Here is a 13,493-nt window from a genome sequence, read left to right on the forward strand (position 1 = left end):
CCCCGACCCGCCATTATCTGCCGCGCGTCGGCGGATGCAATCGGGTCGCGAGAAAGGCCGATTCGGACGCCCCGATCGCCGCGATATCGGAGAATTTGACCGATTCCATCCAGGCGGATGAGGGATCCGATCACCTCGGGAAAATCTTCTCAAGGTTCTCTTGACGAGAGGAGTTGGGGTAAATGTAATGACGCTGCGAGATTTTCCCCCCGCCCTCATAACAGCTGTTCGCCATGGCCCCCAGCGGCCCACACCAGCGATTTCGCGCGCCCGTGGTGGCCTGGAATCCATCCAGCGTCGATCGTCGGGATCGTGGGCGCATTCCGTCCCATATGATGTTGCAGGTGATTCCATGAGCATGTGGTCTCGCGCCGGAAGGCTCCGGCGATCGGTCGTCGCGGGGTTGCTCGGCCTGATGTTCTCCGTCATGGGCCTCGGCTGCAATCAGGGGACGCAGATCCCCCTGGCCGACGTGCCGCCGCCCCCCGCCGTCGATACGACCCAGCGCAAGAAGGTCGCAACGCCCAATGGCGGCAGCCCCGACGTCCTCGTCTATCCGGCAAGCAATTGAACCCCGCCCCGGACGGCGGTTCGCCTCTCCCGCGAATCCTCCGATCGTTCCTCGATGTGTCTTCCGCCTCGATAAATCCGACCAAGGAAATTACATGAATCTTCCGCTCCTCATCCCCTCCAGAAGCCGATCGCGCGGCTTCACGCTGATCGAACTGCTGGTCGTCATCGCGATCATCGCCGTCCTGATCGCCCTGCTGCTGCCGGCCGTGCAGGCGGCACGCGAGGCCGCCCGCCGCTCCCAGTGCGTCAACAACCTGAAGCAGCTGGGCTTGGCCATGCACAACTACCACTCGACCCAGGGGGCATTCCCCATCGGGGCCGGGTATCCGACCGCGGTGGGCGGCGGCATCAGGAACGGGTGGGGGACCTGGAGCGCCCACTCGATGATGCTCCCGTACCTGGAGCAGACCGCCCTCTACAACACGATCAACTTCTCCCTGCCCAACCTGAGCAATACGGGCGAGGGGCAGGAGATGAACACGACCGCGGTCACCGTCATCGTCTCCGGCTTCCTCTGCCCGTCGGCTCTGCCCTATCCCGGCGGCAACAACTTCTTCGGCAAGGCGTCCCCCGGGCTCAACTACTTCGCCTCGCTCGGCAGCAGCATGAACCAGTACGACTCCAGGGGCTCGGCCAGGCCCAACGGCGTGTTCCGCAACGGCGGGTCGGCCATCGGCGAACGCGACATCAAGGACGGCACCTCCAACACGATCGCGATGAGCGAGTGGCGGACCGGCGACAACGACAACAACCGGCTGTCGGTGCCGCAGGACATCGTCGAGAACAACTCGTGGCCGACCGGCGTGGCCGATCGGAATTCGGGCAACCTGAACATGCCGGGCGGCGGCGGCGGGCTGAACGCCTGGTTGACCACCTGCGCCGGCCTGGCCAGGACCGGCCCCCACCGGAGCTTCGTCGGCCAGTTCTGGTGCCAGGGCCTGATCGGGCGCTCGCTGGGCAACACCCTGGTCGCGCCCAACTCGAACTTCCCGTACTGTGCGTACTTCGAAGGCGGGGGCGACACCGACCAATCCTCCGGCAACTACGGGATGAGCAGCTATCACCCGGGCGGGGCCAACGCCCTGTTCGCCGACGGCTCGGTCCGCTTCCTCAAGGCGACCACCAACCAGATCGTGATCTGGGGCCTCGGCTCCCGCGATCAGGGCGAGGTGATCAGCTCCGACGCTTATTGATCGCCCGGGCCCGTCCCGAGCGAACGACAGGGCCAGGATCGATGGCGTCACCCCGACGCGTCGGTCCTGGCCCTCGCGCATTGATGGTCGGCCGTGCCGTCCGGCGAGCCCGGCGCGACACCTGGCCAACGCCGGGCCCGGCGACCCGGCCCAAGGGCCGGGGGCGGGGTCGGGCCGAAGGCCACTCGGCCCCGGCACGAAGGTGCCGGGGTGATGGGGGCGGGCGCCGGCTCAGGCGTCGGCGGGCCGGGGGGAGGTGGCCTCGAAGACCTGCTCGATCGACTTGACGAGCTTCTCCATCGCGAACGGCTTGCGGATGTAATCGCGCACGCCCAGCATCTCGGCGTAGGCGCGGTGCCGGCTGCCCTCATTGCCGGTGATCATGATGGTGGGGATCAGCCCCCCCGGCCGCCCCTTGAGCTTCTCCAGGACGAGGAAGCCGCTCTTCTTGGGCATCATCATGTCCAGGATCAGCAGGTCGGGGCTGTCGCGCTCGGCGATCGTCAGCCCCGAGTTGCCGTCGCGGGCCACCATCACCCGGTATCCCTTGGCTTCCAGGACGGTGCGCATCGATTCGAGGATCTCGTTGTCGTCATCGACGAGCAGGACCGTCTTCTGTGCGGGCATCGCGTGCCTCTCCCGTCCATCTTCGCGGCCGAACTGAACCCGGATCTCGGCCCCATGATAAGGCGTGTCACGGGCCCGGGCAAGGGTTGGACCGGAGCCGCCTCGCGCAGCGATCGGCGCCCCTCGCGGATCATCGGCCCATCCCGCACCGACCGGCCGGGGGGCGTCCGGTGAATTTTCCCGATTCGGGGTAAAAACTGTGCTTAAAGGTCTCCCCCGACTCTGAATATGTAGGCGACGCCTCGACCCCGCACCCGGCCCAACGCCCGCCGCACCGGAGCCCCCCATGACCTGCAGCCCGGCCCGACTCGAAGCCAACCGCCGCAACGCGGCCCGGAGCACCGGGCCCCGGACCCCGGCCGGCAAGGAGAAGTCGCGGAGGAACGCCCTGAAGCACGGCCTCGCCGGCGACGGCGTCGTCCTGCTGCCCGAACAGACCGCCGAGGTCGATGCGCTGGCCGCCACCCTCGAATCCGAGTTGCAGCCCTCCGGGCCGATGGGCCGGATCCTCGTCCGGCGCATCGCCGTGATGTCCAACCGACTCGACCGCTGCGAACGCCACGAGGCGGCGATGACCGCGCGTCGGGTCCGCGACGCCCTGAAAGCCCGCGACGATGCCCGATATGCCGAAACCGACGCGATCGCCCTGAACCTGGCCAACGACCCCGACATCACCGTCCGGCGGCTGATGCGGACGCCGGAGGGGATCGACGGCCTGATCGAGTGCTGGCACCAGCTCCGGGGCCGCCTGGTCCTGCCCCGGCGCTTCCGCTGGACCGACGCCGACGAGCGGAGGGTCGATCACCTCCTGGGCCGACACCCGGGCATGCACCCGCCGACCCCGTTCGACCCGCTCCTGCGCGCCATCAAGGGGAACTTCTCGGCCCTCGGCGACGACCAGGGCGCGGGCCTGGACCGCAAGGAACGCAAGGCCTGGGCGCGGGAGGAACTGGCCCGGCTGATGGACGGCGAGGTCGAGGCCCTGCGCGAGCTGCGGGGGGAGGTGGACGACGAGGCGGAGGCGGCGGACCGCGCCGAGGCGGCGGAGCGTGCCCTGTTCGACGAGACGGCCGAGGGTCAGACGGCCCGGAAGTATGAGGCGGCGGCGGAGCGGGCGATGTTCCGCGCCCTGCGCGAGTTCCGCGAGGTCGAGCGGCGGGCCGCTGAGCAGGCCGCCGAGTCGATCGGATCGCCGCCCGGCCGGCGGTCGAGCGGCTCCCGCCCTGCGCCGCCCGCCCCCGCTCCGACCCCGTCCCGAACGAAGCCAACGGCCGGGCCTTCCCCGGCGACGATCGGGGGCCGGGGCCGGGCCGAGGCGGGTCAATGCGGCGATCCGACGGCCGGGTTGGGCCGTCCCGGAGGCTCGGAGGTGGCCCGCACGCAACCCGGCTGATGCGGGGGCGCGGCGGCCGGGCGAGCTTCCCGACCGACCCCTTTCCTGCCAGGGGCCGGGACGACATACTTGAGGGATTGCACGGGGATGCAAGGGGACTCCACGCCCGGCGTCGGGGACGCTGCGCGGGGCCTCGCCCCCAATGGCAGCACGAGAACCTGGGCGAAAGGATCGGGATCACCATGAAACCGCTTGAGCAGTGGTTGGGCCGCGTCGTGGTGGCCGGGATCTGCGCGTCATTCATCGGATGCGGCGGCAGCGACGTCCCGGACCCCGATTCCGATTCCAGCGCCGTCGCCGATACCCCGGTCCAGATCGTCGATCAGGGGGCGGCGCCCGGGGCAGCGCCCGCCCCGGCCGAGGCGGCCCCCGCCGCGGAGGCCGAAACGGCACCCGGCGCCGCGGCCCCGGCGGCGACCCCGGATCCGGCCGCCGTGGCCGCGACCCCGGACCCCGCCCCGGCCCCGGCCGGCGAGGAGGCCGCCGCCCCCGCCGCGCCTGCCCTGAAGGGGGACGCCTCGGGCACCGACGAACTGGCCCGGATGGTGGCCGCGCCGCCCGCCCCGACCGAGGCGGCTCCGGACCCGGCCGCGACCCCGGGCGCCCCGGGCGCCGCCGACCCGACGATGGCCATGGCCGGATCGCCGACCGGCGCCCTGCCGCCCGTCGAAGGTTCGATCCCGGGCGATCCGTCCATGACGGTCCCCGGCGCGCCCGGGGCCGAGATCCCCGGCTCGGGCGGCGACAACGGTGATGGGATCGGGGCGAACGAACCCGCCGACTTCAGCGGCCCCTGGTCGGGCGCGGTCGCCTTCCTCAGCGCCCTGAAGGCCAAGGACAAGGATCGGCTGGCCCAGGCGGTCGCCCGCCGGGCGCCGACCGAGGCGGCCGAGAAGTATCGCAAGATCTTCCTGTCCATCTCCGACGTCAGCATCTCCGACGAGGAACTCGACGAGATGGCCAAGGCGTTCGAGGGCTACAAGCCGGTCCAGCAGATGCCGGCCGTTAGCAGCGGCCGCATCGACATCGTCCTGGGGAACAACACCGGGCCCGATTATCGCCAGCGCAAGGTGACGATGCGGAAGGAAAAAGAAGGCTGGAAGCTCCTGGACATCGGCAAGATCTTCGAATTCAAGCGGCCCAAGATGCCGAGCCGCCGTCGTTGAACCGGATCCGCCGGGCCGGGGCATCTCGCCGCCGGCCCTCCCCACGCCCGATTTGTAGATTCCGCCGCCCGGCCCGTGTAAGAATTCCCGATCGACCTCCAAAAACCTTCCCGCGAATCCGAATTTTCCAAAGAATCGCTCAAGTACTGACATTGATCCGTCGATACTGACGGATTTTCCCGTTTTGGTCCCGGACCTGCATCTTCCTGAAAACCGTCAAACTCGACGCGGATTGACAACGACGTCAATCAACAGCCCCCCATACAGCTTCCAAGGAAGGAGCCTGCATGGCCTGGTCTAACCTCCGCACCGACGCGGTCCTCGAAATCGCCGTGATGATGTTCCAGGTGTTCGGCGTGGCGATGCTCTGCCTCACCCGCCTGATGCCCGCCACCCGCTGGGCCGAGAAGGGCCGGGTCGGTTTCGTCCTCGCGATGATCGGCCTCGGCGTCGCCGGCGCCTGGGTCGGCCGTCATGACTCCGAATTCGCCCTGTTCGCCGGGGGGACGATGACGTTCCTCCTGATCGGCATGATCGTCGGCAACTGCACGACCGATGCCGCCCACCCCGTCAGCGTCCGCCTTGCGGGCGAGCCGAGGCTGGTCGGCTGATCATTTTCCGGACGCAAGTCCAGACCATCATTGTGGTTTCATTCTCGGGGCCGTCGGGCCCCGATTTTTTTTCGAACCGCGATTTGACCCCCCTCGGATCGTGGGCCATAGTTCCGTCGACTCGGAGCCACGGACGGATTCGGCCCTCGACCCAGCTTCCCAGCTTTACCCCATTTCGCCTGATCTGGACGGGGAAATCACCCGATAAGGTGACCTCCGGAAGCGAGCTTCCACCATCCTCCGACCCGGACGCCGCGATCCCGCTCGGCGTCCCCAAGTTCGGTCACGGTCGGCTTCAGGCGGGAGAAGGATAAAGCCATGATGGTTGGTCTGAAACGGATTTCGGCCTCGTTGGGACTGCTCGCCCTGGTCAACGCCTCCGCCCTGGCGCAGGCCCCGGCCCCGGCCCCGGCCCCGGTCTCGCAGAATCAGGCCACGGCCAATGCGGTCGCCTCGGCCCTGAAGTCCAACAAGACGCTCTCGGCCTACCGGATCGAGATCGAGACCCGCGAAGGCGTGGTCACGCTGACCGGCACCGTCCCCAACGCCTCGCAGAAGCAAGAGGCCGTCGCCCTGGTCGGCCGGATCCCCGGCGTGACCGGCGTGATCGACCAGATCAAGCTGGTCGATGCCCGGGTCCGCCCGGCCCAGTACCAGGTCGCCATGGGCGGCCACGGCCACGGCCACAATCATGGCGGCGGCGCCGGCGAGATCGTCTCGTCCCCGTCCTATGAAGGCCAGGTCGTCTCGTCCGGCCCGGTCGGCGCCCCGGACGGCAGCCCGATCCCCGAAGGCCCCGGCGGCGGCCCGGCGGTTGGCAGCACCAACATGCCCAACTACGCCTGGCCCAGCTACGCCCCGAACCAGAACTTCTCGGCGGTCGGCTACCCCACGGCCTATCCCTGGCAGGCCTGGCCGAACATCGGCCCCTTCTACCCCTACCCCGAAGTGCCCCAGGAATGGCGTGCGGTCACCCTCCGCTGGGACGACGGCATCTGGTGGCTCGACTTCAAGAAGAACTACACCCGCCCGTTCTTCACCCCCTACCCGTTCGGCCTCTTCGCTTACTGAGCCGAACGAGTCGACTTGATTCCCCGGAGGGCCGGCGTGGATGCAAATCCATGCCGGCCCTCCGGCCGTTTCGAAGGGGCGTTACTCGGCCTTCAGCGACCGGAGCAGGAAGGCCCAGCGATCGGCCGCCTCCTCGATTACCTTGGAGGTCGGCTTGCCGGCGCCGTGGCCGGCCTTGGTCTCGATCCGGATCAGGATCGGGTTGTCGCCCGTTTGGGCGGCCTGCAATGCGGCGGCGAACTTGAACGAGTGGGCCGGGACCACCCGGTCGTCGTGGTCGGCGGTGGTGATCATCGTCGGCGGGTAGGACGTGCCCGGCTTGATGTTGTGCAGGGGCGAGTAGGCGTACAGGGCCTTGAACTCCTCGGGGTCGTCCGACGAGCCGTAGTCGTCGATCCAGGCCCAGCCGATCGTGAACTTGTGGAACCGGAGCATGTCCATCACCCCGACGGCGGGCAGCGCGGCCCCGTACAGGTCGGGCCTCTGGGTGATCGAGGCCCCGACCAGCAGCCCGCCGTTCGACCCGCCGCCGATGGCGAGCTTGGGCGTGGACGTGACCTTGTTGCCGATCAGCCACTCGGCGGCAGCGATGAAGTCGTCGAAGACGTTCTGCTTCTTGAGCCGGGTGCCGCCCTGGTGCCAGGCCTCGCCGTATTCGCCGCCGCCCCGGAGGTTGGGCTGGGCGAACACGCCGCCCCGTTCCATCCACACCAAAGTGGCCGGGCTGAACGAGGGGGTCAGGGAGATGTTGAATCCGCCGTAAGCGTAGAGGTAGGTCGGGTTTGACCCGTCGTACACCAGCCCCTTCTTGTGGCTGATGAACATCGGGATCTTCGTGCCATCCTTGCTCTGGTAGAAGACTTGCTTGGTCTCGTAGTCGTCCGGGTTGAAGGCGACCGTCGGCTTGCGGAAGACGGTGCTCTCGCCGGTCCGCATGTCATAGCGGTAGATAGTCGTCGGCGCGGTGAAGGTGGTGAAGGCGTAGAACGTCTCGGTGTCGGTCCTTTTGCCGCCGAAGCCCGAGGCCGTGCCGATGCCGGGGAACTCCACGTCACGGAGGTGCTTGCCGGTCAGGTCGAACAGCTTGACCGCCGTGCGGGCGTCCTTGAGGTAGGAAGCGACGAACTTCTCGTCGACCAACCCGACGCCGTTGAGGGTGTCGGTCGACTCCGGGATCAGCTCAACCCAGTCCTTGGGCTCGGGCTTGCGGGTGTCGATGGCGATCACCCGGCCGCGCGGGGCGTCCTTGTTGGTCTCGAAGTAGAAGACCGGGCCGTCGTGGTCGATGAACGAGTAGTTGGCCTCGAAGTTGTCGATCAACTCGACCGGCTTGGAATCCGGCTTGGTGAGGTCCTGGTAGAGGATCCGGTACTTGTCGTCGGTCCCCTTGGAGATGGTGATGATCAAGTAAGTGCCGTCGTCGGTCACGCCGCCGTGGAACTGCCATTCCTTCTGGTCGGGCCGCTCGTAGACCAGGGTGTCCTGGTCCTGGGTCGTCCCGAGCTTGTGGTAATACAGCTTCTGGTAGTAGTTGGGGGCCTTGAGGCTGGCGCCGGGCTCGGGCTCGGGGAAGCGTCCGTAGAAGAACCCCTTGCCGTCCTTGGTCCAGGAGGCGCCGGAGAACTTGATCCATTTGAGGTGGTCGGGCCGGTCCTCGCCGGTGGCCACGTCGCGGACCTTGAACTCGACCCAGTCCGACCCGGCCGACGACAGGCCGTAGGCGATCAGGTCGCCGCCGTCGCTGATCGCGGTGGCGCCCAGGGCGACGGTGCCGTCGGCCGAAAGGGTGTTCGGGTCGATCAGGACGCGGGGTTCGGCGTCGAGGCGGTCGGTCGTATAGAGGACGTACTGGTTCTGGAGCCCGGAGTTCCTGGAGAAGAAGTAGCGCGAGCCTTCCTTGCGGGGGGCGCCGAACTTCTCGTAGTTCCAGAGCTTCGTCAGCCGATCCTTCAACTCGGCGCGGGCCGGGATCGACTCCAGGTAGCCGAAGGTGACCTTGTTCTCGGCCTCGACCCAGGCGCGGGTCTCGGGGGAATCCGGGTCTTCGAGCCAGCGGTAGGGGTCGGCGACCTTGACGCCGTGGTAGTCGTCGACCACGGCCTCCTTGCGGGCGGCCGGGTAGTCGAGGTGGCGCGGGGGCTCGGCGGCGGGCGCGGGGCCGAGGTTCATCAGGGCGACTCCGGCGAGGCTGGCCAGGGAGGCGGCGAAGGGGCATCTCATGGGGCACGTCGCTCCGATTCCGGTCCGGGGGCCCCCGCCCGGGGCGGACGGCGCGACCCGGGCCGCCATTCTACGGCCGGGATGCCCCGCCTTCCAGGCGCCCCGCCGATCGCTCGGCGGTTGCCCCGAGAGCTTTGGGCGAACAGAATGGGGGCCGCGATCGAATCGATCCGAGTCCATGCACCTCGCCGGAGCCGAACCGCCCGCCATGATCCGAAACGTCGCCCGCCTCCTCGGCCTGTCCCTCCCCCTCCTGCCCCTCGCGGCCTTCGCCGCCGACACGCCGGCCCCGCCCGTCTCCGAGCGAGCCCGGAAGGTCCACGCCTCCGCCATCCTGTTCGACGGCCACAACGACCTGCCCTGGCACCTCCGCTCGGTCGGCGACATGGCCTTCGGCAAGGTCGACCTGAACCAGAGGTTGCCGACCGGCCACACCGACATCCCCCGGATCCGCGAGGGGGGGCTCAAGGCCCAATTCTGGTCGGTCTACATACCCAGCGACCAGCCCAACCCGGCCCGGACCGTGCTCGACCAGATCGACCTGGTCTACCGGATGGTCGAGCGGTACCCGGACACCTTCGCCATGGCCTTCTCGGCCGACGACGTCGAGCGGATCGCCGGGGAAGGCAAGGTCGCCTCGCTGATCGGCATCGAGGGGGGCGTCGCCATCGAGGACGACCTCGCCATGCTGCGGATGTTCGCCAAGCTCGGCGCCCGCTACATGACCCTGGCCCACAACAAGACCCTGGACTGGGTCGATGCCGCCACCGACGAACCGAAGCACGACGGCCTCTCCCCGTTCGGCGAACGGGTCGTCCGGGAGATGAACCGGCTGGGCATGCTGGTGGACATCTCGCACGTCTCCCCCGCGACCATGGCCGATGCCCTCCGGATCAGCAAGGCCCCGATCATCGCCAGCCATTCCAGCGCCCGCGCCCTGGCCGACCACCCGAGGAACGTCCCCGACGAGATCCTCAAGGAGTTGCCCAAGAACGGCGGGGTCATCATGGTCAACTTCTACTCCGGGTTCATCGTGCCCGAGGCCGCGAAGGCCGGCGCGGCGGCCCGCCGTGAACTGCGTGCCAAATACCCCGACCCGGCCGAGTACGCCAAAGCCTACGAAGCCTGGGCCGACGCCCACCCGTCCCCCCGGGGGACCCTGAGCATCGTGGCCGACCACATCGAGCACATCATCAAGGTGGCCGGGATCGACCACGTCGGGATCGGCTCGGACTTCGACGGGATCACCTCGACGCCGGTCGGGCTGGAGGACGTGGCGTCCTACCCCCGCCTGACCGAGGAACTGCTCCGCCGGGGCCACTCCGACGACGACGTCCGCAAGATCCTGGGCGGCAACGCCCTCCGCGCCTTCCGCCGGGCCGGCGAGGTCGCCGCCGAGCTGCAAAGGACCACCTCCCCGGAAGTGGACCAGCCCACGCCCCGCAAGAAAGACTGACTACACCGCAGGGCGGAGGCCCCCCGCCCGGGCCGCCGCCCCCCCCTCTCACGGAGGTCGCTCGCATGACGGTCCGCCGCCTCGTCGCCTGCCTCGCCCTGCTGCTCGGATCGTCGGCCGCCTTCGGCCAGCAGACGCCGCCGATCCCCGACCTGCCGATCGAGAGCTACCGCCTGCCCAACGGCCTGAAGGTGGTGCTCCACCGCGACCCCGCCGTCCCCCGCGTGACCGTCTGCGTGGCCTACCACGTCGGGTCGAAGAACGAGCGGGCCGGCCGCACCGGGTTCGCCCACTTCTTCGAACACATGATGTTCCGGGGCACCAAGAACGTCCCCAACTACGACATCCCGCTCCAGGAGACCGGGGCCCAGTCCAACGCCTTCACCACCGAGGACGTGACCGTCTACTTCGAGAGCGTCCCCTCGACCTTCCTGGAGCGGGCGTTGTACCTCGAAGCCGAGCGGCTGGCCTTCCTGCCCACGGCGCTCGACCAGGAGAAGTTCGACACCGAGCGCGAGGTCGTCAAGAACGAGCGCCGTCAGTCCTACGAGAACGTCCCGTACGGGCTCGCTGAGGAAAGCCTGCTGGCCCACGTCTTCCCCAAGGGACACCCTTATTCGTGGTCGGTCATCGGCTCGATGAAGGACCTGGACGCGGCGACCCTGGACGACCTCAAGCGGTTCTTCGCCGAGTTCTACCATCCCGGCAACGCCTCCCTGTGCGTGGCCGGCGACTTCGACCCGGCCAAGGCCAAGGAGATGATCGCCGCCTACTTCGGCCCTTTGGCCGCCGGCCCCGCGATCAAGCCGGTCGTCGCCCCAGCCGGGACGCTCAAGAAAACGGAATCCCTCACCCTGGCCGACCGCGTCAGCCTGCCCCGGATCTACTGGGCGTGGCCGACGGTGCCCGACGACCACGCCGACGCCCCCGCGCTCGGCCTGCTGGCCTCGATCCTCGCCGACGGCGAGGCGTCCCGGCTCCATCGGGCCCTGGTCCGCGACGCCCGCGTGGCCACCGAGGTCGACGCCTCCAGCCTGACCAATGAGGCCTCCGGGATGTTCACCGTCGACGCCACGGCCGCCGACGGCAAGACCCTCGACGACGTGACCAAGACCCTCGATGCCGTCTTCGCCGAATGGAAGACGAAGCCCCCCACCGCCGACGAACTCGCCCGGGCGCTGGCCAAGTTCGAGAAATCGACCTTCCAGGGCCTGACCTCGCAGCTCCGGAGGGCCCACCTGCTGGCCATCGGCTTCGTCCAGAAGGATGACCCGGCCTATTATCGCAAGGACTTCGCCCGCTATTACGGCGTGACGACCGACGACCTCGTCCGGGTGGCGAAGACGTACCTGACCCCCGAGAAGGTCACGCTCGCCATCCGCCCGGTCAAGGAGGGGGAGGCCAAGAGCGAGGCCGAGATCGTCGGCCCCCTACCCGGCCCGGCCGCCGACGCGGCGTTCAGCCCCCGGCCTCCGCAGCCCGGCCCCGACTGGACCAAGATGCCCGGGCCCGACCTCGCCCGGTCGTTCCTGCCCCCCCGGTTCGTCCGCAAGCGGATGAGCAACGGGCTCGACGTCTGGGTCGCCCCCTGGCACACCCTGCCGGTGGTCCAGGCCACGCTGGTCGTCCCGGTCGGCACCGCCGACGATCCCGAAGGCAAGTCCGGCGTCGCCGCCCTGACCGCCGCCCTGCTGGACAAGGGGACCAGGGCGCAGACCAGCACCGAGCTGGCCGAGTCGCTGGAGACCCTGGGCGTGACCCTGGGCGTGCGGCCGGGGTCGGACTCCACCTCGGTCGGCTTCTCGGTCCTGGCCCGGAACCTGAAGCCCGCCTTCGAGAAGCTCGGCCAGGTTTTGACCTCCCCCCGGTTCGACCCGGCCGACTTCGACCGCGAGCGGAAGCTCCAGCTCGACGACCTGCTCCAGGGGCCGGATAGCCCGTCCTGGATCGCACGCCGGGCGTTCCCGACCCTCCTCTACGGCCCGGGGCACCCCTACGCGAACCCGACCCAGGGTCGGGTGGAAACGGTCGGCAAGCTGACCATCGACGACGTCCGCGCCTTCCACGACCGCTTCGGCGCCAACCAGTCCACCCTGATCGTGGTCGGCGACGTCGAGCCCGACGCCCTGATCGAGACCCTGGAAGCGACCCTCGGCGCCTGGAAGACGACCGCCGAGCCGCCCAAAGATCGGCCGTCGGTCCGGACCCAGCCCGAGCCGGGCGTCGTCTACCTGGCCGACAAGCCGGGCGCGGTCCAGAGCATCCTCGCGGTCGGCCGCCGCTGGGAGGACCGCAACAGCCCGAAGTACTTCGCCAACGTGATCGGCAACCACGTGGTCGGGGCCGACTTCCTCAGCCGGCTCAACGCCAACCTCCGCGAGAAGAACGGGTACACCTACGGCGCCGGGTCCGGGTTCAGCTACCGCCGGGTGGGCAGCGTGTGGCAGGTCTCCACCCAGGTCCGCGCCGACGTGACGGCCGAGGCCCTCAAGGAGGTGCTCGGCGAACTCGACGCCCTGGGCAAGGACCGTCCCCTCTCCGCCGAGGAGATCGCCACCGCCCGCGACGCCGAGATCCGCTCGTTCCCGGAGACGTTCGAGGACCCCTCCGGCATCGCCGGCGCCCTGGCCGAGCTGGCCCAGTTCCGCCTGCCGATGGACTACTTCGACGCCTACCTCAAGCACCTGGCCGACGTGCCCGACGCCGCCATCCGGGCCGCCACCGTCGAGGTCGCCTCGCCCGACTTCCGCACGATCCTGGTCGTGGGGGATCGGGCCTCGGTCGAGCCCAAGCTCAAGGCGATGGGCTTCCGCGAGATCCGGGTCATCAACCCCGATGGACTCCCGGTGGCACGTTGATTGCACCAACCCCCGATGTCGCCGCGCCGGCGTGGCGCGGCGGCATCGCGGTGGGTTTCACGCCTCGCCTTGACTCGTCGTCAACGCCCTGAAATCGAGCAACTTGCGCACTTGTTCTCCTCCCAAGATCCGCCAACCGAAGACGCCCGGCTCGTCCCCGTCGTGAAGCCCGTCGCCGCCCGTCCGACCGGCGGCAGCCCGCATCCCCGGAATCGTCTCGTCGCGGGGTTGCCGCTCCCATCCGCGTGATCTCCCCGGGCCATCGGCCCCGCTCCGGCGCGGGCGGATGGCGTCGGATGTCTTGGATTCCAGACCTGGGACGGCC

Annotated in this window: 10 protein-coding genes; 8 read left to right on the plus strand and 2 right to left on the minus strand. The window is 69.1% G+C overall.

Annotated features, from left to right (window positions below; all coding sequences use genetic code 11):
• Positions 1-352 precede the first annotated feature (352 nt).
• Both TA3x_RS21790 and TA3x_RS21795 read left to right on the plus strand, forming a co-directional pair.
• A complete protein-coding gene (locus tag TA3x_RS21790) occupies positions 353-571 on the plus strand; it encodes a hypothetical protein (RefSeq protein ID WP_435016782.1) in 219 nt (72 codons plus the stop codon).
• A gap of 94 nt (positions 572-665) precedes the next feature.
• On the plus strand, positions 666-1,766 hold the full coding sequence (locus tag TA3x_RS21795) for a DUF1559 domain-containing protein (RefSeq protein WP_435016783.1): 1,101 nt from the start codon (positions 666-668) through the stop codon (positions 1,764-1,766).
• A 231-nt stretch (positions 1,767-1,997) separates the two neighbouring features.
• Here TA3x_RS21795 and TA3x_RS21800 read toward each other — a convergent pair whose 3' ends face one another.
• A complete protein-coding gene (locus TA3x_RS21800) occupies positions 1,998-2,393 on the minus strand; it encodes a response regulator (RefSeq protein ID WP_435016784.1) in 396 nt (131 codons plus the stop codon).
• A gap of 286 nt (positions 2,394-2,679) precedes the next feature.
• On the opposite strand from TA3x_RS21800, the gene TA3x_RS21805 reads away from it, so the two are divergent.
• From TA3x_RS21805 to TA3x_RS21820, 4 genes are all read left to right on the plus strand, one after another.
• Positions 2,680-3,786, plus strand: a complete 1,107-nt coding sequence (locus TA3x_RS21805; RefSeq protein ID WP_435016785.1) for a hypothetical protein — start codon at positions 2,680-2,682, stop codon at positions 3,784-3,786.
• 182 nt (positions 3,787-3,968) lie between these two features.
• Positions 3,969-4,952 (plus strand): hypothetical protein, encoded by a 984-nt coding sequence (locus tag TA3x_RS21810; RefSeq protein WP_435016786.1) that lies wholly within the window; start codon positions 3,969-3,971, stop codon positions 4,950-4,952.
• Positions 4,953-5,239: 287 nt separating this feature from the next.
• Positions 5,240-5,563 carry a hypothetical protein gene (locus tag TA3x_RS21815; protein WP_435016787.1) on the plus strand — a complete coding sequence of 108 codons (324 nt, stop codon included), beginning with the start codon at positions 5,240-5,242 and terminating at the stop codon, positions 5,561-5,563.
• A gap of 318 nt (positions 5,564-5,881) precedes the next feature.
• Positions 5,882-6,634 (plus strand): BON domain-containing protein, encoded by a 753-nt coding sequence (locus TA3x_RS21820; RefSeq protein ID WP_435016788.1) that lies wholly within the window; start codon positions 5,882-5,884, stop codon positions 6,632-6,634.
• Between the two features lie 81 nt (positions 6,635-6,715).
• Here TA3x_RS21820 and TA3x_RS21825 read toward each other — a convergent pair whose 3' ends face one another.
• Positions 6,716-8,803, minus strand: a complete 2,088-nt coding sequence (locus tag TA3x_RS21825; protein WP_435022407.1) for a prolyl oligopeptidase family serine peptidase — start codon at positions 8,801-8,803, stop codon at positions 6,716-6,718.
• Between the two features lie 229 nt (positions 8,804-9,032).
• Between TA3x_RS21825 and TA3x_RS21830 the strand changes: the two genes are divergently transcribed.
• A complete protein-coding gene (locus tag TA3x_RS21830; protein WP_435016789.1) occupies positions 9,033-10,310 on the plus strand; it encodes a dipeptidase in 1,278 nt (425 codons plus the stop codon).
• Positions 10,311-10,375: 65 nt separating this feature from the next.
• Positions 10,376-13,168 carry a M16 family metallopeptidase gene (locus TA3x_RS21835; RefSeq protein WP_435016790.1) on the plus strand — a complete coding sequence of 931 codons (2,793 nt, stop codon included), beginning with the start codon at positions 10,376-10,378 and terminating at the stop codon, positions 13,166-13,168.
• Positions 13,169-13,493 lie beyond the last annotated feature (325 nt).

This window comes from Tundrisphaera macrotermitis, assembly GCF_051175315.1.
Taxonomy (GTDB): Bacteria; Planctomycetota; Planctomycetia; order Isosphaerales; family Isosphaeraceae; genus Tundrisphaera.